Annotated in this window: 25 protein-coding genes; 7 read left to right on the top strand and 18 right to left on the bottom strand. The window is 41.9% G+C overall.

Translation table 11 applies throughout. The features are described from left to right. Positions 1 to 100: 100 nt before the first annotated feature. From EDC51_RS06855 to coaBC, 5 genes are read right to left on the bottom strand one after another with little or no spacing between them, the layout of a single operon-like run. Positions 101 to 1,363, bottom strand: coding sequence for a carboxylesterase family protein (locus EDC51_RS06855; RefSeq protein ID WP_170169274.1), 1,263 nt, complete (start codon positions 1,361 to 1,363; stop codon positions 101 to 103). A gap of 48 nt (positions 1,364 to 1,411) precedes the next feature. After that, positions 1,412 to 1,639 carry a YheU family protein gene (locus EDC51_RS06850; RefSeq protein WP_015433418.1) on the bottom strand — a complete coding sequence of 76 codons (228 nt, stop codon included), beginning with the start codon at positions 1,637 to 1,639 and terminating at the stop codon, positions 1,412 to 1,414. An 8-nt stretch (positions 1,640 to 1,647) separates the two neighbouring features. After that, positions 1,648 to 2,253 (bottom strand): nucleoid occlusion factor SlmA, encoded by a 606-nt coding sequence (gene slmA, locus EDC51_RS06845; protein WP_131928526.1) that lies wholly within the window; start codon positions 2,251 to 2,253, stop codon positions 1,648 to 1,650. 9 nt (positions 2,254 to 2,262) lie between these two features. Then, positions 2,263 to 2,718 (bottom strand): dUTP diphosphatase, encoded by a 456-nt coding sequence (dut, locus tag EDC51_RS06840; protein ID WP_015433416.1) that lies wholly within the window; start codon positions 2,716 to 2,718, stop codon positions 2,263 to 2,265. Next, positions 2,715 to 3,926: a bifunctional phosphopantothenoylcysteine decarboxylase/phosphopantothenate--cysteine ligase CoaBC gene (gene coaBC / locus EDC51_RS06835; protein ID WP_131928525.1), complete on the bottom strand. Its 1,212-nt coding sequence runs from the start codon at positions 3,924 to 3,926 to the stop codon at positions 2,715 to 2,717. Before coaBC ends, dut begins: the two co-directional genes overlap by 4 nt. A gap of 174 nt (positions 3,927 to 4,100) precedes the next feature. Here coaBC and radC point away from each other — a divergent pair, with 174 nt between their 5' ends. The 3 genes from radC to rpmG all read left to right on the top strand — a co-directional run bounded on the left by radC (position 4,101) and on the right by rpmG (position 5,369). Continuing rightward, positions 4,101 to 4,793 carry a RadC family protein gene (radC, locus tag EDC51_RS06830; protein WP_015433414.1) on the top strand — a complete coding sequence of 231 codons (693 nt, stop codon included), beginning with the start codon at positions 4,101 to 4,103 and terminating at the stop codon, positions 4,791 to 4,793. A 157-nt stretch (positions 4,794 to 4,950) separates the two neighbouring features. Beyond that, complete coding sequence (rpmB, locus tag EDC51_RS06825; RefSeq protein WP_006251446.1) at positions 4,951 to 5,187, top strand: 50S ribosomal protein L28; 237 nt, start codon at positions 4,951 to 4,953, stop codon at positions 5,185 to 5,187. Positions 5,188 to 5,198: 11 nt separating this feature from the next. Further along, the gene (gene rpmG / locus EDC51_RS06820; RefSeq protein WP_015433412.1) at positions 5,199 to 5,369 is read left to right on the top strand and encodes a 50S ribosomal protein L33; all 171 of its coding nucleotides are present in this window, start codon (positions 5,199 to 5,201) and stop codon (positions 5,367 to 5,369) included. A 44-nt stretch (positions 5,370 to 5,413) separates the two neighbouring features. Here the strand turns inward: rpmG and EDC51_RS06815 are convergent, their stop codons facing one another. The 8 genes from EDC51_RS06815 to wecA form a co-directional block, all read right to left on the bottom strand. Next, positions 5,414 to 6,160, bottom strand: coding sequence for a phosphodiester glycosidase family protein (locus EDC51_RS06815; RefSeq protein ID WP_131928524.1), 747 nt, complete (start codon positions 6,158 to 6,160; stop codon positions 5,414 to 5,416). A gap of 113 nt (positions 6,161 to 6,273) precedes the next feature. Further along, positions 6,274 to 7,203, bottom strand: coding sequence for a uridine-preferring nucleoside hydrolase UriH (gene uriH / locus EDC51_RS06810; RefSeq protein WP_125135222.1), 930 nt, complete (start codon positions 7,201 to 7,203; stop codon positions 6,274 to 6,276). A 54-nt stretch (positions 7,204 to 7,257) separates the two neighbouring features. Next, entirely contained in the window at positions 7,258 to 8,916 is a 1,659-nt protein-coding gene (locus EDC51_RS06805; RefSeq protein WP_131928523.1) for a phospho-sugar mutase, read from the bottom strand. Positions 8,917 to 9,054: 138 nt separating this feature from the next. Continuing rightward, on the bottom strand, positions 9,055 to 9,762 hold the full coding sequence (rffC, locus tag EDC51_RS06800) for a dTDP-4-amino-4,6-dideoxy-D-galactose acyltransferase (RefSeq protein ID WP_131928522.1): 708 nt from the start codon (positions 9,760 to 9,762) through the stop codon (positions 9,055 to 9,057). After that, positions 9,750 to 10,979, bottom strand: coding sequence for a UDP-N-acetyl-D-mannosamine dehydrogenase (gene wecC / locus EDC51_RS06795; RefSeq protein WP_131928521.1), 1,230 nt, complete (start codon positions 10,977 to 10,979; stop codon positions 9,750 to 9,752). The genes rffC and wecC overlap by 13 nt, the downstream gene beginning before the upstream one ends. Then, on the bottom strand, positions 10,969 to 12,120 hold the full coding sequence (gene wecB, locus EDC51_RS06790) for a non-hydrolyzing UDP-N-acetylglucosamine 2-epimerase (protein ID WP_131928520.1): 1,152 nt from the start codon (positions 12,118 to 12,120) through the stop codon (positions 10,969 to 10,971). The genes wecC and wecB overlap by 11 nt, the downstream gene beginning before the upstream one ends. After that, positions 12,117 to 12,902, bottom strand: coding sequence for a hypothetical protein (locus tag EDC51_RS06785; RefSeq protein WP_131928519.1), 786 nt, complete (start codon positions 12,900 to 12,902; stop codon positions 12,117 to 12,119). The genes wecB and EDC51_RS06785 overlap by 4 nt, the downstream gene beginning before the upstream one ends. Positions 12,903 to 12,911: 9 nt before the next feature. Next, on the bottom strand, positions 12,912 to 13,976 hold the full coding sequence (gene wecA / locus EDC51_RS06780) for a UDP-N-acetylglucosamine--undecaprenyl-phosphate N-acetylglucosaminephosphotransferase (protein ID WP_025266722.1): 1,065 nt from the start codon (positions 13,974 to 13,976) through the stop codon (positions 12,912 to 12,914). A gap of 150 nt (positions 13,977 to 14,126) precedes the next feature. On the opposite strand from wecA, the gene EDC51_RS06775 reads away from it, so the two are divergent. Continuing rightward, positions 14,127 to 14,789: a phosphoglycolate phosphatase gene (locus EDC51_RS06775; RefSeq protein ID WP_015433403.1), complete on the top strand. Its 663-nt coding sequence runs from the start codon at positions 14,127 to 14,129 to the stop codon at positions 14,787 to 14,789. A 230-nt stretch (positions 14,790 to 15,019) separates the two neighbouring features. Here EDC51_RS06775 and rpmA read toward each other — a convergent pair whose 3' ends face one another. The 5 genes from rpmA to rsmD all read right to left on the bottom strand — a co-directional run bounded on the left by rpmA (position 15,020) and on the right by rsmD (position 18,424). Next, the gene (gene rpmA, locus EDC51_RS06770) at positions 15,020 to 15,277 is read right to left on the bottom strand and encodes a 50S ribosomal protein L27 (protein ID WP_015433401.1); all 258 of its coding nucleotides are present in this window, start codon (positions 15,275 to 15,277) and stop codon (positions 15,020 to 15,022) included. Between the two features lie 20 nt (positions 15,278 to 15,297). Then, entirely contained in the window at positions 15,298 to 15,609 is a 312-nt protein-coding gene (gene rplU / locus EDC51_RS06765; protein ID WP_005711422.1) for a 50S ribosomal protein L21, read from the bottom strand. 164 nt (positions 15,610 to 15,773) lie between these two features. Next, positions 15,774 to 16,916 (bottom strand): N-acetylglucosamine-6-phosphate deacetylase, encoded by a 1,143-nt coding sequence (gene nagA, locus EDC51_RS06760; RefSeq protein WP_131928518.1) that lies wholly within the window; start codon positions 16,914 to 16,916, stop codon positions 15,774 to 15,776. A gap of 12 nt (positions 16,917 to 16,928) precedes the next feature. Then, on the bottom strand, positions 16,929 to 17,723 hold the full coding sequence (gene nagB, locus EDC51_RS06755; RefSeq protein WP_015433397.1) for a glucosamine-6-phosphate deaminase: 795 nt from the start codon (positions 17,721 to 17,723) through the stop codon (positions 16,929 to 16,931). Between the two features lie 110 nt (positions 17,724 to 17,833). After that, positions 17,834 to 18,424 carry a 16S rRNA (guanine(966)-N(2))-methyltransferase RsmD gene (rsmD, locus tag EDC51_RS06750; RefSeq protein ID WP_131928517.1) on the bottom strand — a complete coding sequence of 197 codons (591 nt, stop codon included), beginning with the start codon at positions 18,422 to 18,424 and terminating at the stop codon, positions 17,834 to 17,836. A 98-nt stretch (positions 18,425 to 18,522) separates the two neighbouring features. On the opposite strand from rsmD, the gene ftsY reads away from it, so the two are divergent. The 3 genes from ftsY to ftsX are packed head-to-tail and all read left to right on the top strand — an operon-like array spanning position 18,523 to position 21,668. Further along, complete coding sequence (gene ftsY, locus EDC51_RS06745; protein WP_131928516.1) at positions 18,523 to 20,079, top strand: signal recognition particle-docking protein FtsY; 1,557 nt, start codon at positions 18,523 to 18,525, stop codon at positions 20,077 to 20,079. Further along, positions 20,079 to 20,732, top strand: coding sequence for a cell division ATP-binding protein FtsE (ftsE, locus tag EDC51_RS06740; RefSeq protein WP_015433394.1), 654 nt, complete (start codon positions 20,079 to 20,081; stop codon positions 20,730 to 20,732). Before ftsY ends, ftsE begins: the two co-directional genes overlap by 1 nt. Before the next feature lie 9 nt (positions 20,733 to 20,741). Then, complete coding sequence (gene ftsX, locus EDC51_RS06735) at positions 20,742 to 21,668, top strand: permease-like cell division protein FtsX (protein ID WP_131928515.1); 927 nt, start codon at positions 20,742 to 20,744, stop codon at positions 21,666 to 21,668. Positions 21,669 to 21,686: the final 18 nt, after the last annotated feature.

The following is a 21,686-nucleotide window of genomic DNA, read 5'->3' as shown; positions in this document are numbered from 1 at the left end:
CATAAATAGTTTGATCGCAAACATGAAAGTGAAAAGTAGAGTGCAAATAAAAAAGTGCGGTGATTTTCATCACTGCACTTTTGCATTTTTTCTGTAATGTTTACCGCTTGTTTTGCTGAAATAACCATTCTTTTATCGTCTTAATATCATAAGCTATCTTCCATGTTGCAATATGTGCTCCTGTGAGGCTTTTAGCGTTGGCTTGCGCTTGGTCAGGCAAAGTTTGTGATTTAACTGTCATATAGTAGATATTACCTTCACGTGCTAACAGCTGCTCAACTTCTTGATTGATTTGGCTCAAGTCAGCATTGCCGTTAGGTAAAATGGCTTTTTGCACAATAGCACCATTTAAAGCAAGCTCTTCGATGATCTTATTTTGTTCAGGGAAGGCTTTAGGATCATCTTCTGAAACAAGGATAAATTGATGAGTTCGAGCCATTGGGGCAACTTTTTCCGCAGCCCATTGCCCAGCAACAATATAGCTAGCGGCAAAGAAATCAGGGTATTTGATATTCATTGCAATAGACATCATCGCACCGTCTGATTGCCCTGTGGTATAGAGACGGTTTTCATCGATACTATATTCAGCCATGAGCGATTTAATGAGATTCATCGTTGGATCTAAATCGGTAGGATCATCGGCATTATCATTAACAATAGGGTGATCAAATTGTGGTGCAAGTACAAAAGCAGGGTGTTCGTTCTGCCAAATCGGATCTGCCCAAGTAGTTGCACCATTACCTTGCCATAGCGTGTTTCTTACATTGCTATTAGTTGCCTCTGCATCATGGATAAACATCACCAGAGGATAGTTTTTTTGTGGGTCGTAATTTTGTGGAACAAATAAGTTATAGCGAATCTTTACACCACTCTTGTCATGAAATTCCCGTTGTTCAAATTGCTCAGCAATTTGATGGCTAACGGTTTGAGTTTCAATCTGTTGTGGTGCTATTTCAATAATACTATTTTGTTGCTCAGCATAAATATTTTCAGTTTGGATAATTTGGAATTGCGGCTGGCGTTCTAGCGCAGCAGTCCGAGGAGCAGGCTGCATCGTCACTTTTAAATAGCGATCATTAGGATCGGGCATGGCTAAGTGTAAAACCAACTCATGGCTGCGACAAATTTTGCGATTATCAACACATTTACCAAGTGATATACGTTCAATTTGATGATCTTTGAGCGTGAATGCGCTGAGATTTGGTAAATATTCTGCATTTAGTAATTCATCGTAACGAATAATGACACGACTATAACGTTGTCCATAACCACTCGGTTCACTGATAACTTTAGCAGATTGCATACCTGCTTGAGCGACGGGAACGCAGGCTAACAGCATGAAACTCAGTAGCGCTCTATGCATAAGCTTTCCTAAGGAGTGTTGAGAATTCAAATTCATTAGAGATTGCCTCTAGCAATGATTATTTAAAAAAGCATGCTTATCTTTGATATCCAAGCTTTCGTGTAGTTCAGACCAAACGATAACGACTTTATCTGATTTAAGCTGTGCAAGCAGTCGTTCACGTTTCTCTTCCAAACTGAGTTCTCGCTCTCCGTAATCGGTTCCTTCACGTAAAATAAAGGAATCCAACACATTATATAATGTGCTTTCTTCCAATTCTTGCCAAGGGATAATCATAGTAGCTCCTAGTAGAATAGCGGTTTGAGATATGCCCACTGCTTTTCAAAATTTTGCTGTGGATTAAATGCAAAGTTCGAACGCACGAGTCGGACAAACTGTCCTTCACAAAAATTGACTAAATAACCCGCTAGTGCGCGTTCATCAGAAAAAGCTTTACCCTCGCGCAGTTTGCTCATTTGCAGAATATTGATAAATTGCAATTCTAAGCCATCAAAGAATTTAGCTACGCGCGCCTTTAGCATCTGATCTTCAAACATCAGTGCGTGGCTAGTAAGAATACGGGTCACACCTGGATTTTTTTGTGCAAAATCAATGACAGAACGCAAAATAGCTTTTATTGCTTCTGCCGTGCTATTTTGACGTTTTGCAGCATTCACATAGCTATTGAGCGTAATTTCGATTTGCTCAATCAATGCTTCAAACATTTTGGTTTTACTTGGGAAATAGCGATATAACGCTCCTTCCGACACACCGACTTCCTTGGCAAGTCGTTCGGTAGTAATACGTTGCATGCCATCTTCAGAATTCAGCAACTTAATTAACTCTTCTAAAACTTGCTGACGACGCTCTTTTACCGGGCGTTTTGGCATCTTAATACTAATTTCCACCATTCTTATTCCTTATTGCTTACCAGAATGCCCAAAACCGCCTTCGCCACGTTCGGTCTGAGTGAATTCTTGCACAATGTTAAAGCTTGCTTGTACCACAGGTACAAATACAAGTTGTGCAATGCGGTCACCTACATTCACGCTAAAATCTTCTTGGCTACGGTTCCACAGAGAAACTTTAAGTTCGCCTTGATAGTCACTGTCAATTAAGCCCACTAAATTGCCTAACACAATTCCATTCTTATGCCCTAAGCCAGAACGAGGTAAAATCACGGCCGCTAAATTCGGATCGGCAATATAAATTGAAATACCGGTTGGAATTAACACGGTTTCCCCTGCTTTCACCGTAAGTGGTTCAGTGATTAACGCACGTAAATCTAAACCAGCAGAACCTTCTGTGGCATAAGCAGGAAGCGGAAATTCATTGCCAATACGGCTGTCTAAAATTTTTAAATCAATTTGTTTCATTTTGTTTTTCCTTTTGTAAATTGTTCCGAAATCTCTTGAACTAACTGTTTTGCGAGTTGATTTTTATCGGCAAGCGGTAATTTTTTCTCGCCGTTTTGCCAAAAAATATGTAGTGCATTGTGATCTTGTCCGAACACTTGCCCGCCTGAGACATCATTGGCACAAATCATATCTAAATTTTTGCGTTGTAATTTCGATTTCGCATATTCCGCTACATTTTGTGTTTCAGCGGCAAAGCCGACAACGAATGGGCGATTTTCCTTTATTTTCGCTACTGTTGCGATAATATCGGGGTTTTTCACCAGTTTTAGCGTCAGTTCATCGCTGTCATCCGTTTTCTTGATTTTTTGATCGGAAACGTTCGCCACTCGATAATCCGCCACTGCTGCACAACCAATAAAAATGGCAGATTTTGAAGCAAATTTGACCGCTTGTTCAAACATCTCTTGGGCGGAAACCACATCGACACGCTCGACATTTTGCGGGGTTGGCAAGTTAGTCACACCCGAAATCAGCACCACTTTCGCCCCTCGTTTGGCAAAGTTTTCGGCAATCGCATAGCCCATTTTGCCCGAGCTGTGGTTGCTGATATAACGCACCGGATCAATAGCCTCCCGTGTGCCGCCGGCAGTAATGACGACACTGAGATCGGCAAGGTCGTGACAAGCAGTCAGAATTTGCTGAATTTCTGCAAAAATCTCGGCGGGTTCAGACATTCGCCCTTCGCCCACATCGCCACAGGCTTGGAAACCGCTGTTCGGCCCGACCGTTAAAACGCCTTGCTCCCGCACTTTTTGCAAATTTTCTTGCACCGCAGACCGCTTGTACATCTGCTGATTCATCGCAGGGGCAAGCAAAATAGGCGCAGGTGTTGCTAGGCAAAGCGTTGAAAGCAAATCATTGCCCATTCCAATACGCAAGCGAGCGATAAAGTCAGCACTTGCTGGTGCTATTACTACTAAATCCGCCCATTTCGCCAATTCAATATGCCCCATTGCAAGCTCAGCTTGTGGGTCGAGTAATGAGGTGGAAACCACGTTGCCTGAAATGGCTTGTAAAGTCAAAGGCGTAACAAATTCCGCCGCTGCAGGGGTTAGCACTACTCGCACTTCTGCATTGGCTTTTTTTAACAAGCGGATAAGCTCAATGCTTTTGTAAGCGGCAATGCCACCTGTAACGCCGACTAAAATATTCTTGTTTGCCAACATAGGCGTTCCTTTGTTTGGTAGGGTCAGAAAAAATTGCTGGCTATTTTACGCAAACACCCACTCACTTACAACGCCCAATTTTTTCGATCTCGATCGAAAATTAACAAAAATTTTTTGAGGAAGTAGAGCGAATTCGCTAATCTGTGGCTGAATTTTACTCAGATAAGATAAGCAATGAACCAAGAAGAACAGAATTTAATGCCACGAGAGAAATTATTACGTTTCGGGGCTGATAAGTTAAGTGATATTGAATTACTCGCGATTTTCTTACGCACAGGTATAAAAAATATACCTGTGATGACGTTATCTGAGCATGTATTGCAGAAATTTGGTTCCTTAAGAGGGTTATTAACCGCAGATATTGAGCAATTTTGTCAAGTAAAGGGGTTGGGGCAGACTCAGTATATCCAGTTGCAAGCAACGAAAGAGATGACTAAACGTTATCTTGTGCAGCAGATGGAGAAGAATGACACGATCACCGACCCAATGTTAGCGGTAATGTACTCACAGGCAGAATTAGAAAATGATGAACGTGAGGTTTTTATGGTGCTATTTTTAGATAATCAGCATCGCTTACTTAAAATTGAAAAGTTGTTTTTTGGTACGGTAAATCAGACAGAAGTACATCCTAGAGAAATTATCAAAGCAGTGCTGAAATATAATGCAGCGGCAATTATTATTGCACATAATCATCCTTCCGGTAGTTGTGAACCGAGTGAAGCAGATAGAAGTGTGACACAAAAAATTGAAAGTGCTTGTGAACTGTTCAATATTCGGATGCTAGATCATATTATTGTCGGGAAAGGAGACTATTTTTCATTTGCTGAAGAGAAGTTGGAGCTGGAAATTCCTTCATTTACCCCTTGAAGGGAGGGGAGAAGATCTGTATAATCTGCGGTCTTTAAATGTCTGTGGTCGGGTTAATGCCTGACGAGGCAATCAAACGGAAAAGCCAGTTGAGCGGCTTTTTTTGTGCCTGATCGCCCGAACCATTTTTAAGCTTAAAATTATTGGAGAAATTCAAATGTCTAGAGTTTGCCAAGTAACCGGCAAGCGTCCAGCAGTTGGTAACAACCGCTCACACGCAATGAATGCGACTAAACGTCGTTTCTTACCTAACCTTCATACTCACCGTTTCTGGGTTGAGAGCGAAAACCGTTTCGTAACCTTACGTTTAACTGCGAAAGGTATGCGTATTATCGACAAAAAAGGCATTGATGCAGTATTAGCTGAAATCCGTGCTCGTGGCGAAAAAATCTAAGGAGTTGAGAAATGGCAGCTAAAGGTAATCGTGAGAAAATCCGTTTAGTTTCTACTGCAGAAACCGGTCACTTCTACACTACAACTAAAAACAAACGTAATATGCCAGAAAAAATGGAAATCAAAAAATTTGATCCAGTTGTGCGTAAACACGTTATCTACAAAGAAGCAAAAATCAAATAATTTGCTTTGGATAGAAAAACCCAGCTTTTTAGCTGGGTTTTTTGCTATTTAAGTTTCACGCCAAAATGATTCGCTACTTGTCGTTCACTACCTTGCAGAATTGGTAAAGAATTGACCCGCTTGTTTTCGACTACCATGCCTGAACTTCCGCCACCATCTAAGTTGATGGCGCGTGAGAGCCCCAGATTTTTTGCAAGCGTTGCTAATTCATCTAGCGAGACACCTCGAAAAGTGAGCTGCCTTCCTTCTACAACCACCAGATAAAGTAAGTTCTTTTCTTCATCTAAGCCGAGCATAGTACGAGGATGTTTGCCGTCATAAATATCCTGCTTACAGCCAACTTTATCTGTGGGCGCGCATTCAAATTTTCCTGTTTTCGCATTATAAAAGTGCCAACCGGCAATGGCGAGTTGCCATTTTTTATTTAGTGGTGTTGCTTTATTTTTATCCTCAATAAAACAGTTATTCGCTTTATCACAAGCAAAAACCACTCGAGAACGTGTATCACCATATTTTGACCAACGTTTGCCATTGCTAACCACAAGCCCAATTGGCGTATAATCTTTCCAATAGAAATTCGCATTAATGGCAACATTTGTTTGATATTTATTGGCAAATTCAGAAACAGTTTTACCGTTATCGCTTTTTTCTGAACCAAGAAGTTCTATATTTTTGCAGTTGAGATCTACTCGAGCAATATGAAATGGCGACTTATTTAGATACTCAATGCAATTTTTTGCATAAACTGAACCGCTTGCAAGTAAGAAAAACAGAGGAAAGAAGCTTTTCATAACGTTTAATTAAGAGGATTGACATTAGGCATGCCAAGTATACCTTATTTGGTATAAGCCTTCACTTGTGGCTGAAGGGGATAATTACCCTTAATTTTGCTCAGGCTGCCATGCTATAAATTTTTAATTGAGTCAATCACGACATCCCAAAAACGCACGGTATCTAATTTTTTTGCTACCCAAGTATTGCACGGTTTAGGAGGATAACGGAAATCTGCTACCGTCATTCCTAATGTATGCGTGCCTGTTAATTCAATATTCACTGGTACTTGTTGCACTTCTATCAATGTTGGGTCAATGACATAAGCCACAGCGCAGGCATCGTGTACTGGTGGAGAATCAAAGTTTTGCGCTTGCTTATACATTTTTCCGAAAAACTCAAGCAGCTCTACCACGAATTTCCCCGGTTTACTGTTAAGTGCAGCAAAACGAGCCACCACATCAGGCGTAGCAAGAGCTTGGTGAGTGAGATCAAGCCCTACCATGGTAACTTTCCAGCCGGCATTAAAGACAATATGAGCAGCCTCAGGATCGATCTTAATATTAAATTCTGCTACTGCACTCCAGTTCCCTGTATGGTAACCACCGCCCATGAGCACCACTTCTTTTACTCGTTCAATAATTCGTGGTTCTAATCGTGCTGCTAAAGCAATATTAGTTAAGCCAGCGGTTGGTACTAATGTGATTGTTTTGGGAGGGTATGACATCACCAGCTCAATAATTAAAAGTGCGGCATGTTTATCTGAAAATTGCTGAGTGGGTTCAGGTAATAACGGGCCATCCATTCCGGAATCACCATGGATATCTGGTGCGTTTTCGACTTCTCGTACTAATGGTCTAGGGCAGCCTTTCGCAAATGGAATATGACGAATATTCGCAATTTCCGCCACGGCTAATGCGTTGCGAGATACTTTTTCTAAGGTTTGGTTACCAACTACGGTCGTAACAGCCAATAAATCAATGTTAGGATTTCCCCAAGCTAACATCATCGCAATCGCGTCATCATGCCCTGGGTCACAGTCTAAGATAATTTTTTGAGCCATTCTCATCTCCTTTAAAAAAGGGAGAGCCGAAGCTCTCCCTAAATTCAGTTGCGATTAGCAGTCTTGTTTGCCGTACTTCTCTTGGCGGAGAATCTGGCGTACAGACTCGTCAAACTGTGCCAATACTTCATCGGCATTTTTCGGATCAGTGCCGCGTGCATCTAAGTAGAATTTCACTTTTGGTTCAGTACCGGAAGGACGCACGATTAAACGGCTGCCGTTTTCTAATACGAATACCAAGATGTCGCTTGCGCGGTCAGTTTTAGTGTGGTCGATGAATTGTGCTACTTTAAACCCACCCACTTCTACTGGGGGATCATTGCGCAGCGCAGTCATCATTTTGCCGATATCTGGCAACTCATTTACACGAATAGAGATCTGTCCGCTGACATAAGCACCAAATTCGGCAGTGAAGTCGTTAGCGTAATCAGCAAGGGTTTTGCCTTGTTTTTTCAAGCTACGAACTAAATCTAAGAAAACAATTGCCGCGGAGATACCATCTTTATCGCGTACTTTATCTGGATCGACTAAGTAACCTAATGCTTCTTCAAAGCCAAATAATAAGCCATTTACTTTGCCGATATATTTAAAGCCAGTTAAGGTTTCTTCTGATTTAAAGCCGTATTTATTAGCAATTTCAGCTAATGCTGGGCTAGAAACTAATGAGCAAGCTAATGTACCTTGTTTACCTTGTGCATGGTACTGCTTCGCTAAGTACCAACCTAAGAAACAGCCAATCACATTACCGTGTAAAGGCTTCCAGTTACCTTGCGCATCCGGCACTGCTACTGCTAAACGGTCTGCATCTGGGTCATTGGCAATGATAAATTCGGCATTTTTCTCTTTGGCGACTTTAATTGCTAAGTCTAATGCGCCTTTTTCTTCTGGGTTAGGGAAGTTTACTGTTGGGAATGTACCGTCTGGCCATACTTGCTCTGCAACAACATGTGGTTGTGGTAAACCAGCTTTTGCTAAGGTTTTACTTAACACTTCGTAGCCTACACCATGCATAGCTGTATAAACATAGTTGATGTCAGCCTCAGGTTCTTTGGCAAGACTTGCTGTTTTAGTAATATAAGCATCAACAATTTCATCATCTAAGATGGTGAAATCTTGGCTGCGTGGTAGGTGACGAATATCGCCTGCAGCGACTTTGTCGATTAACGCTGCAATATCTTTATCTGCCGGAGAAACGATTTGACCGCCACCATTTGCTTTGCCTAAATATACTTTGTAACCATTATCTTCTGGTGGATTGTGGCTTGCTGTCACCATTACTCCTGCAGTGGTATCAAAATATTGGATAGCATAAGCAAGAACAGGTGTTGGTAATTTGCGTGATAGCAAGTAAGTTTTAATACCTGCTCCAGCCATAATTTCTGCTGTATCGCGTGCAAAAACATCTGAATTCTTACGGCCATCGTAACCAATTACAATAGATGGTTCTTTATCATATTCTTTTAGGTAATCAGCTAAACCGCCTGCTGCTTGTGCAACTAATACGCGATTCATGCCCATTGAGCCAGCCATGAGACGACCACGTAGACCAGCTGTACCAAATTGTAAACGGCCATCAAAGCGTGCTGCTAATTCTTTGTGAGCGTTAGCATCACCAGCTTGTGCTTGATTGAGCAATGCTTCCAGTTCTGCACGGGTTTCCACATCGGGATCTTGCGCTAACCAATTTTGAGCAGTAGTAAAAAGTGTAGTCATAGGATCTCCTCCATATTTAAGAATAGACGACAATTGCAACGAGTATATAACAGCTTGAAAGGTAAATCATTTCCAATTTCTGCTTTTTGTGCATTTATTTGAGAGAACGCAAAGTTAAACGTTTGGCAATGTTTTTCGTTAAATATTGCGTTTGTAAAACCAATGATAACAAGCTTGTTGGTTTGCTCCGAGCGTTTGGTAGCAGGCTATTGCCGCATGATTTTCCGGTTGTGTCGCAACCCAAAGAGAATCAGCTTTCTGCTGCTTAGCCCATTGTTTTGCTGCTTGAAGTAAACGAGTTGCTACGCCGTGGCGTTGAAAGTTTGGTGAGACGGCGAGTAAACCAATACGGGCAATCTTGGCATGAAGACGCACGCTAATTGCGCCACAAATGACATCATCTACTTTTTCAAGCAAACAAATATCATCAAAAGTTCCTTGTACAGCTTGGCTAATCCAATGACGATAGAAATGTTGTTGTTCTGCTAAGCTGAAGTAAGGAGGACGAAAACGGCTATGTGGAAAAGCAGATTCAAACAATTTATGCAAGGCTGGTATATCTTGTGTGCTTGCATAGCAAAAAGGGTGGGCGGGGAGAGGTAATGTGCTAAGTGTAAAGCAGAAATCCACTTCACCGGTGACTAACTCAAACCCTTGCTGTTGGAGCAAGCTAATTTGCGTTTTTGCCTGACAGGCAATTTTGGCTTGGATTAAATCGTAATGCTGATGAGGTAACCAAGATGGTGAATGGGAAAATTGTAGTGTACCAATCTTTCTACCAAAAAACGCGCTTTCCCACTGGCTTGGAACGACTACGCCAAGCATATTTTTTTCTAACGCAGCCATATGCCTCGAGTATCCACGATTACTTTGTTTTCCGGTGCTTGCATCTGTTTGAAGGCTTGGTGATCTACCAGTAAAACCACCACATCCGCAGATTGTAATGCTTGTGCAAGCGGTACTAAATTTGCTTTATTTTGCAAAATGGTTGGTAATTGTTGAATATGGGGCTCAACCACCCAAAGTTCACCTTGATGCCATTGAGCCAAATTTTGGGTAATTTCTAGTGCGGGGCTTTCTCGTAGGTCATCAACATCAGCTTTAAAGCTTAAACCTAGACAAGCAATGCGAATATCACTTGGCTTTTTATCGTTAGCCATCGCATAATCTGCTACAGCTAGTTTGACTTTTTCAATTACCCATGCTGGTTTACTGTCATTTACCGTGCGTGCCATGTGGATTAAACGAGCCTGCTTCGGGGATTGCGCCACGATGAAATGGGGATCGACTGCAATACAGTGCCCCCCAACCCCAGCTCCAGGTTGTAAGATATTGACTCTAGGGTGACGATTAGCAAGGCGAATCAGCTCCCACACGCTGATATTAAGATGATCGCAGATCAATGATAATTCATTCGCAAACGCAATATTGACATCACGGAAACTATTTTCGGTGAGCTTACACATTTCTGCTAAGCGAGCGCTGGTAGGCACACATTCACCTTTGGTAAAAATTTGGTATAAATGTACCGCTTGCGCAGTGGCTTGTGCGCTTAAACCGCCAATAATACGATCGTTATGATAGATCTCTTGCATCATTTTTCCTGGCAACACACGTTCGGGACAATAGGCAAAAAGTAACTCAGAGAGATCTGGGCGGAGCTCTTTTAACCATTGGGCTAATTGTTCTGTCGTGCCAACAGGTGAGGTTGATTCCAATACGATTAAATTGCCGTTAGCCAACACTGGAGCAATGCTTTCACTTGCTTGGCGGATATAGCTCAGATCTGGCTGTTGGGCATCATTTAATGGGGTTGGAACAGCAATAATAAACACATCAGCAGCTTCAGGACGAGATTTTGCAGAAAAATAGCCACTTTGGAGCGCTTGTTGTAGCTTCTCTGTAAGCTGGGGTTCAAGAAAGTGCAGTTTCCCTTGGGCTAAGCTCTCAATCACTTGTGGATTGGTATCTACGCCGATAACTTGTTTGCCTGCCAGTGCAAAAACGGTTGCAGTGGGTAAGCCGATATAACCTAAGCCGATAACGCAGAGTTTATTGATCATATTGGAATTTGTATCCTTGCTTGAGAATTTGCACAATATATTGGCTGGCCTGCCCATTGCCATAAGGGCTTTGGGCTTGTGTCATTGCTTGGTAACTTGTTTGATCATCAAGTAGCTGTTGCACATGTTGCACAATACGCATGGCATCTGTGCCGACTAATTTTACACTGCCTGCATGAATTGCCTCATGGCGCTCACTTGTCTCGCGCATAACCAGCACAGGCTTTGATAATGCGGTTGCTTCTTCTTGAATACCGCCAGAGTCGGTTAAAATAAGGTAAGCTTGTTCCATTAGATAGACAAACGACACATACTCTTGTGGCTTGATTAAAAATACATTCTCAATATTGCCGAGTAGTCGGTAAACAGGTGCCTGCACATGCGGATTGAGATGAACAGGATAGACAAATTGTACATCTTGATATTGGTGAGCAAGCTTAGCAATTGCGAGACAAATCTGTTCCACACCATCGCCGAAACTTTCTCGCCGATGCCCTGTAACCAATATGAGCTTTTTATCCTGCTTCAGGAATGGATAGCAGCTTGCACATTGTTGAACAAGCGCTGGATTTTGCTGAATTTTTTGCAAAGTTTGTTGTAAGGTATCTATTACAGTATTACCTGTGACCCAAATTTGTTCAGCAGGGATCCCTTCATTTAATAGATGCTGTTTTGCACTGAAGGTTGGAGCAAAATGCCACTGGGCAAGTACAGCAGTTAAACGCCGGTTGATTTCTTCAGGGAAGGGGCTATAGCGCTGATAGGTGCGTAAACCAGCTTCCACATGTGCTACGGGAATTTTTTGGTAAAAAGCCGCGAGGCTAGTTGCAAAGCTGGTTGTTGTATCGCCATGAACAATGACGAGATGAGGGCGAAATTTACTTAACACGGCATGCATTTTTTGCAGAATTCGGCTAGTCAGATCGCCAAGATCTTGTTCAGCTTGCATTAAATCTAAATCATAGTCTGGAGCAATCTCAAATAGCTGCAACACCTGATCAAGCATCTGGCGATGCTGAGCTGTGTTGCAGATTTTCAATTCAAACGCGCTATCTTGTTGCAGGAGCTTAATTAAGGGAACGAGTTTGATTGCCTCAGGCCGCGTACCGAATACGATGAGAGTTTTTATTTTGCTCATTATTTCCGGCGGAATAAGGTAAGCAGTAAGCCCAATAAAAATCCGATGCCTGCACCGAACCCAATGGATTCAGTAAGGTTGTCGGGTTGTTCTGCTTTAGTTGCTGGGCTTGGTTTTTGCTCAAAATGGTACGCGGTCAATTGATTATCTAATGGTTGAACTGACTGCATTAAATTCAATTTACCTTTCCAGCTCTCACCTAAATTTGCATCTGCTGATTGTTTTACATTTTGGAATAAGAACTTCCATTTCGCAACTAAATCATCATTTAATACTTTACGGCTTTGTTCTGTAGTTAAAGCAATGAACTCATTTAATACTTGTACGGACTGAGTCGGATTAACCAGCGCAAAACTTAAGCTGTTATCTGCTGGGTTGAATTGCAGTTTTTCGCTTAGTTGGTTTACAACCTCATTCAAGGGTTTGTTATGCACTTCGGCAATCTGCTTTATTATCGCATTATTACTTAAGAACTGTTGGCGGTTATCCGCTGAAGCGAGTTGGCGTGTAAATTCAGTAAAGGCGGCCTGTGTGACATTTTGCTCTAAATTAGGATCTGCTTTGCCATCATTTTGTACTAATGTATAGGTGCTTAGTAATGAGAAATAGTTGCCCAGATCGGCAACTTTTGGCGCTTCAAATTTTGCTGTAGCTTTCCACTGCTGCGGCTGTGAAGTTGCATGCCAATAGCCTGCACCAGCGCCGCTGGCGGCTAGAATAAGCGCTGTGAGGAAGCTGGTCATAAAGCCACTTTTTACGGTATTTTGAGTTTGTTCTGATTGCATGATAGATCCTTAAATAAGTTGTTTTTTTCTAGCACGGCGTTTATGACGGCGCACAAAACGAGTAATCCGCCACGCATGCACAATAGAATAAGAATATAAGAAAAACAGAGAAACGAAAGAGAGAAACATCACCCATTGGTTCCAATAATAGACTTCTCCCAGCACGCCAAAAGCGGCACAAAGTGCTGAGCCAAATGTGATTACGGCAAGCGCTTGGCGGGAAGAAAGACCTGCACGCATCATTAAATGATGGATATGCAAGCGATCTGGACGGAAGGGGCTTTTTCCTTTTTTTAGACGGCGGAAGAAGACGGCTACCATATCAATTAATGGTACAGCAATCAGCCATAAGCCCGTAATTGGGCTAATTGGGTGGCCCTGTCCCTGCGTACTAAGGAGCAGAATCCAAATAATGGTAAAGCCAATTAACGTACTTCCTGAATCGCCCATAAAGACTTTCCATCTTGCTCCAAACAGACTTAAATTAAACAGTGCATAGGGAAGTAATACTAAGATAATTGCTAGGCACCAACCGGCAATATTGTATTGCCCATCAAGATACATTAATGTGCCTAACCCAGCAAAACTGACACTAGATAAACCCGCTAGTAGGCCATCAATCCCATCAATCATATTAAAAGCGTTAATTACACCAATGGTGATAAACACGGTGAGAACAATGCCTAATGCACCGATTTCTAGACTAAATGGGGCGATGAGCTGTCCGAGATTTTCGATAGATAAACCGCTATAAATCATTGCGCCAGCAAGCAGAGCTTGGATCCCCGCACGTAAAAATGGGCTGATGTCGAAACGATCATCTAATACTCCAATGACTAATAAGATCGTTAAAGCGCTTAGATAAAGTTCGGGTAATCGCATTTGTTGCCATTCTAAAAGATAGAAGGCTAGGTTACCAAGATAGAGGGCGATGCCACCGATAAGTGGGATAACGCCCTGGTGGCGTTTACGGAAATTGGGCTTATCGACTAAGCCTATCTTTTCGGCAACAGGACGCATAGCCATCAGTGTAATAAAGGACACTGATAATACTGCGAGAAATGTTAGCCACATAGTTGAAAATACCCAAATAAAAGACAGAAAAACGGTGGTTAGCATAGCATAAGAACAGCATAAAGTAGAGAGTAGGCTAAGGAAAATCAGGTGAGATTAGAGTAGAATAGCTCGGTTGCCTAATTTAATCGCTTGTATGAGGAGTATAGAATGAAATTTAAACTTATTGGGTTTGATCTTGATGGAACATTGGTAGATAGTTTACCTGATCTGGCTTTATCGCTAAATTCAGCATTGAGCGAATTTGCATTACCGAATGCACCAGAAGAGTTGGTACTCACTTGGATTGGGAATGGGGCTGATATCTTGTTAGCAAGAGCGCTAGAATGGACAGGAAGATCTGATGAATTTCAAGGTGAAAAACTACAACAATTAAAGCAGTGTTTTAGCAGCCATTACGGTAAAAATGTGTGTAATAAAAGCCGTTTATATCCAAATGTGCGGGAAACATTAGAAGCTCTGCATAGCAAGGGCTATCTACTCGCCGTAGTCACCAATAAACCTACAAAACATGTCTTGCCAGTATTAAAAGCATTTAAAATTGATCATTTATTTGTAGAAAGCCTCGGTGGGCAGTCACTCCCCGTAATTAAACCACACCCTGCGCCGCTCTATTATTTGTGTGGAAAATTTGGTTTATATCCATATGAGATGCTTTTTGTAGGAGATTCTAAGAACGATATCCTTGCTGCAAAAGCGGTGGGGTGTCAAAGTGTTGGGCTCACCTATGGCTATAATTACAATTTGCCAATTGCTGATAGTCAGCCTGATTATGTATTTGATGATTTCGCAAAATTAGTAGAGATCGTGTAGTGTTGTGCCAAGTAAATTTCCCTTATTAGGGATACGAGGCTTCGGAGTGTGCATTTGCAAAATATGTTAGTAATGTCACCGCTTGTTATCTGCTTTTCTCAAGATAATTCAGACCACTTTTACTTGGTCGTCTATTTAAAGAGTGATATTTCAGGCGATGGTATTATTCTTTGAATTGTAGCCAGTAAAAAACCCTGCTAAATGCAGGGTTCTTAAATAGCTTCTGAAGATTATTCAGCAATGATGCTTACATATTTGCGATTTTTATCGCCTTTTACTTCAAATTTTACTTTACCATCGGCAGTTGCGAATAAAGTGTGGTCTTTACCCATACCTACGTTTTGACCTGCGTGGAATTTAGTACCACGTTGACGCACGATGATGCTGCCTGCTAATACTGATTCGCCACCGAAACGTTTAACACCAAGGCGTTTAGCTTCAGAATCACGACCGTTACGAGTTGAACCACCAGCTTTTTTAGTTGCCATCTTCTAGATCTCCTCTGAAATTATGCTTGAATACCAGTGATTTTCACTTCGGTGAACCACTGACGATGACCTTGTTGTTTACGGCTGTGTTTACGACGACGGAATTTAACGATGCGAACTTTTTCGCCACGACCGTGTGCAACCACTTCTGCCACTACTTTACCACCAGCAACAACTGGGGTACCGATTTTAACATCTTCACCGTTAACGACCATCAACACTGAATCGAATTCAACTTTCTCACCAGTTGCTACTTCAAGTTTTTCTAAACGAACAACTTGACCTTCACTTACTCGGTGTTGTTTGCCGCCACTTTGGAAAACTGCGTACATATTTACTCCGCTAATTTGTGCCATTTGCTTATCCATAAGGGTTTGCGCTAGGCACGCTTAAATTCATACAAAATAGGGCGACAATTCTACGCAAAAAGAAGATTGAGAGCAAGCAAGATTTGCAGAAATTTTGTAGATTTTAACCGCTTGTTGGAAAAAATGACTTAATTTGCGTTCCAAACGCCATTCACCACGGTACCAATCACTTTAAATTGATTGTCAAAAACAGCGATATTAGCGATTTTTCCAACTTCAATAGACCCTAATTTATCCTCAACATGAATGGCTTTGGCAGGATAAAGCGTACACATTCGGATCGCTTCTTCAAGAGAAATATCACAATGCTGGATCACATTGCGGATCGACTCGATCATGGTGATCGAAGCTCCCCCTAAAGCTCCAAATTCATCAACACATTTGCCATCAATGACTTTAACAACTTTGCCCACAAAGATAAACTGCTCAATGTTCGCTCCAGCAGCGGCGGTAGAATCCGTCACAATAATGAGCTTATCGCCCTTAGCTTTTTTCGCAATGCGGATATTACCCCAATCAACATGTAAACCATCGACGATGATACCTGCGTAAATATCACTATCCAATACTGCCCCTACGACACCACCTTCACGCCCACTACTTACTGGCGACATCGCATTATGCAGATGGGTCGCAAATCCTACACCTTGCTCAATGCGTGCTTTGGTTTGTGCGTAGGTTGCATTGGAATGCCCAACGGAAACAATAATACCTGCATCTTTTAATTTCGGTAAATAATCCATTGTGGCATTTTCAGCAGCAATGGTCATTTTGGTGATGACATCGCTATTTTTGCAAAAAAAGTCGATCATTTCAGCGCTTGCTTCGCGGATATATTCGGGGCGATGCACACCTTTTTTGGCAACGCTTAAATAAGGCCCTTCCAAATGTAGCCCTAATGCCTGATTTTGGTATTGGGATAAATATTCACGCATGGTTTGTACCGCCCTTTTCATACCTTCATCAGTATCGGTGATAAAGGTAGGTAAATAGCTGGTACAGCCTGATTTCAAATTAGTTTCCTGCATAATTTCGAGCGTGCGAACGCTGGTGTCCTCATTAAACATCACCCCTCCACAGCCATTGAGTTGCAGATCAATAAAACCTGCTGAAAGATTTGCGCCTTGTAGATCGATTCGCGTGATCTCATGTGGTAGCCTTTCTTGTGGCACAATCGCGGCAATTTTATCGTCTTGAATTATTACTGCATGCTGATATAGCACCTTTTCGCCGGTATAAATAACGCAGTTGCTTAACGCATAATGGGTCATAATTTATCCTTTTTAACGAGCGATATTTTGCTCTAACTGTTTGAAATATTTGACGGTTTTTACTTTCAGTTCTTGAGTAGCTGGCTCATCGCAGACAATAATTGCTCGGCGGTGAAGTTGTAGCGCAGAAATTGTCCATAAATGATTCACCGGCCCTTCTACCCCTGCTTGTAACGCCAGTGCTTTATTATAGCCTGTAACTAACAATAAGACCTCTTCTGCATCAAGTAAAGTTCCCACACCAACAGTTAAGGCAAATTTTGGCACCTGATTAATATCATCGTCAAAGAAGCGAGAATTGGCGAGCAAAGTATCTTCGGTGAGTGTTTTGATTCGAGTTCGCGAGCTAAGTGAAGAGGCTGGCTCATTGAAAGCGATATGCCCATCAACACCCACCCCCCCCATAAAGAGATGAATTTTTCCATATGCACGGATTTTTGCTTCATAACGTGCACATTCTGCTTCAATATCTTCGGCCATGCCATTTAGCAAATTGATATTCGCTTCAGGAATATCAATATATTGGAAGAAATTTTTGTACATAAAAGTGTGATAACTTTCAGGATGATCGGCAGGCAAACCCACGTATTCATCCATATTAAACGTCACTACATGTTTAAAGCTGACCTTACCTGCTTGGTAGAGCTTAATGAGTTCTTGGTAAGTTGCCAATGGCGTACCGCCGGTTGGTAAGCCTAAGACAAATGGTTTTTCAGCTGTTGGCTGGAAAGCATTGATTTTATCAGCGATGTAACGAGCAGCCCAGCGGCTGACTTGTTCTGCGCTATCTAATGGTACTAAACGCATAATTTCTTCCTCATAATAGTAATTTGAAATAAAACTTCATAAATTTGGATTATAGAAGAAATTTTGCTTCAGTAATGGTTAATCTTACAAAAATTTGAAGTAAATCACATTTATCGTGTTTGGATTAAACGACTTACTACTTGCCCTGCACTTTTCTCTTTTAAAATTTGCCAATTTTCAGGTAGAGATAGCGGTGCATGTGTTTTTTCCGTCTCCACATAAATTAATGCATTTTCCGCAAGCCAGCCGTTTTCTGCTAATGATTGCAAGACTTGAGGGACAAAACCTTGATGGAAAGGGGGGTCGATAAACACAATGTCAAAAGGCGCTTCGCTATTTTTTTGAGCAAGAAACAGCAAACTATCGGTGTTAAAAACTTTGCCTTTTTCGGTTTTTAACGCCTGTAAATTCTTTTTAAGTTGATTAGCCGCATTTGCAAATTTTTCAAGAAAAACCACCGCTTGTGCTTGGCGAGATAAGGCCTCAATCCCAAGTGAGCCACTGCCTGAAAAGCAGTCTAAGCAACGGCTTTCTGCAATATCCATCATCAACCAATTAAAGAGAGTCTCCTTTACTCGGTCGGTGGTTGGACGTAGCCCTTCGGCGTTTAATACGGGCAATTTACGCCCACGCCAAAGCCCTGCGATGATTCGAACTTCGCCTAATGCCTGTTTTTGTTGTGGATTTCGATTTTTTTTCATACTCAATTTATTGTAAATAGTGGTAAACTCTTGCGTAATTGTGTTTAGTGTATTCCATTTTTAGTGAAAAATGGATTTTTAATTTTAGAGAGAAAAAAATGGCAGAAGAGAAGAAAAAAGGTTTTTGGTCGTGGTTAGGCTTCGGTAAAAAGGAAGAACAGGCTGAAACCGTAGCAACGATTGAGGAAGAAAGTGAAGGAATTGCTTTACCACAAGACGAAGCCGTAGGGGCGGAAAATGTCCACCCGAGCGAGCCAGAAATCACAGATGTTGCTGATGATGAAAATGGGCGTATGCCATACGCCTCTACAGAACCACTGGGAGAGCAAGCGGTTGAAATTTCAGAAAATTCTGCAAATGCTTCTGAAGAGATTACAACCAACGAAGAAACCACAGGGGCGGAAAATGTACGCCCAAGCGAACGAGAAACAACCGATTTGGTTGATGATGAAAATGGGCGTATGCCATACGCCCCTACAGAACCACTGGAAGAGCAAGCGGTTGAAATTTCAGAAAATTCTGCAAATGCTTCTGAAGAGATTACAACCAGCGAAGAAAACGTAGGGGTGGAAAATGTACGCCCAAGCGAACGAGAAATAACTGATGTAGTTGATGATGAAAATGGGCGTATGCCATACGCCCCTACAGAACCACTGGAAGAGCAAGCGCTTGAAATTTCAGAAAATTCTGCAAAATCAAATGAGCCTGAAACCCAAGAAAAACCAAGTGAAGGTGGTTTTTTCAGTCGCCTCATTAAAGGATTAATTAAAACTAAACAAAATATCGGTTCTGGTTTCCGCAATCTTTTCCGTGGCAAAAAAATTGATGATGATCTCTTTGAAGAATTAGAGGAACAGCTCTTAATTGCTGACCTTGGTATGCCAACGACTACCAAAATCATCAATAATCTCACTCAACATGCTACCAAAGCTCAACTGCGTGATGCAGAGCAACTTTATGTCAAACTCAAAGACGAGTTAGCTGAAGTATTAAAACCTGTGGCTCAGCCATTGGTGCTAGAAAATAAAAAGCCTTATGTGATTTTGATGGTAGGTGTGAATGGCGTGGGCAAAACGACAACTATTGGCAAACTGGCACGTAAATTCCAAGCAGAAGGCAAATCGGTGATGCTTGCCGCTGGCGATACTTTCCGCGCTGCGGCTGTGGAGCAATTACAAGTTTGGGGTGAGCGTAATCAGATTCCTGTCGTTGCTCAAGCAACTGGGGCTGATTCAGCTTCGGTGATTTTCGATGCAATGCAATCGGCGGCGGCGAAAGGTATTGATGTGCTGATTGCGGATACAGCAGGACGTTTGCAGAATAAAAATAACTTGATGGATGAGCTGAAAAAAATCGTGCGAGTCATGAAAAAATATGATGAGACTGCACCACATGAAATTATGCTGACGCTTGATGCTGGTACTGGGCAGAATGCAATTAGCCAAGCGAAACTGTTTAATGAGGCGGTAGGGCTAACAGGTATTACGCTGACTAAATTAGATGGTACAGCAAAAGGTGGTGTCATTTTTGCGATTGCCGATCAATTTAATATTCCGATTCGCTATATCGGTGTAGGTGAGAAAATTGATGATTTACGTCCATTCAATGCTGAAGAATTTATCGAAGCGTTATTTAGTCATGAGGATGAAAAATAATGATCAAATTTAGCAACGTGAGTAAAGTCTATAAAGGCGGTGGAAAGCCCGCTTTACAAGGAATTAGCTTCCATTTGCCGAAAGGAGAAATGGCATATATTACTGGGCATTCGGGGGCGGGGAAAACCACGTTGCTGAAATTGATTATGGGCATTGAGCGTGCCAATGGTGGGCAGATAGTGTTTAATGGGCATGATATTACTCGCCTCACGGAGCACGAGCTGCCGTTTTTACGTCGCCAAATTGGTATGGTGCATCAAAATTATAGTCTACTGACTGATCGTTCAGTATTAGATAATGTGGCCTTACCGCTGATTATTATGGGACAGAGCCAAACTATTGTAGAACGTGAAGCAAAAATGGCGCTCAAACTTGTCGGATTAGAAAATAAGGCAAACTTTTTACCGATGCATTTGTCTGGCGGTGAACAACAGCGAGTGGATATTGCTAGAGCAATCGTGCATCGCCCTCAGTTACTGTTGGCTGATGAGCCAACAGGGAATTTAGACGACCGTTTATCCTTTGAGATTTTCCGTTTATTTGAAGAGATCAACAAAACAGGCACAACGGTGCTCATTGCCACCCACGATACGCATATTATTGCCCAACGTCCAAAACCACGTTTGGAGCTAGAAGAAGGCTATTTGAAGTAAGGAAAGAATATGAATTTCTTGAGTATGCAAACACGTTATATTTTACGCTCCGTCTGGCAAGATCTGCTCAAACGCAAATTTGCGACCTTTCTTACCGTACTCGTGATTGCGGTATCATTAACGATTCCTACCGTGAGTTATTTATTGTGGAAAAATACCTCTCAGGCGGTATCACAATTTTATCCTGAACCAGAATTGACCATCTATCTGCACAAGAATCTAGCAGAACACGATGTAAATGCAGTGGTTGAGAATATTCGTCGTTTTGAAAATGAGAAGATGGAAAATTTACACTACATTTCTCGTCAGCAAAGTATGGAAGAATTTCGAGCTTGGTCGGCAACCTTAAGTGATGCGTTGGATATTTTAGATGATAATCCTCTGCCAGCCGTAGTGGTACTTAAGCCTAAAAAAGCGTTTCGTTCGACCAATCACATGATTACTTTCCGCGATGGTTTACAACAGATTAAAGGCGTACAAGATGTGCGATTAGATAATGATTGGATAGCCAAGTTGGCGGCACTCAGTACCTTGATTGCTCGCGTTGCTATTACTTGTACGCTGCTGATGTTCTTTGCCGTCTTTTTGGTGATTAGCAATAGCGTACGTTCGGATGTAGCAAATCGCCGAGCATCAATTGATGTGATGCAGCTATTGGGGGCAACCGACTACTTTATTTCTCGCCCGTTTGTTTATGTGGCAATGATATACGGCTTTTTAGGTAGCTTGCTGGCAATGTTATTTAGCATGATGACGATCAGTTATTTTACTGGGGTAGTGCGTTATGTGGCGGATATGTTCACCGTTAAATTTGAGATTCATGGTTTCAATGCCAGTGAGATGCTCCTTATTGTGGTGAGTAGCGTTTTCTTAGGCTGGCTCTCGGCAAACATTGCTACAAATCGCTATATTCAAAAAATAGGTGGGCGTCATTAAGTAAAAGCAAGCGCTTGA

Origin of the sequence: Bibersteinia trehalosi, from assembly GCF_004346205.1 — a bacterium.
GTDB classification, from domain to species: Bacteria; Pseudomonadota; Gammaproteobacteria; order Enterobacterales; family Pasteurellaceae; genus Bibersteinia; species Bibersteinia trehalosi.
Note: the sequence above shows the minus strand (reverse complement) of the source record. Positions and strands in the feature narration are given on the sequence as shown.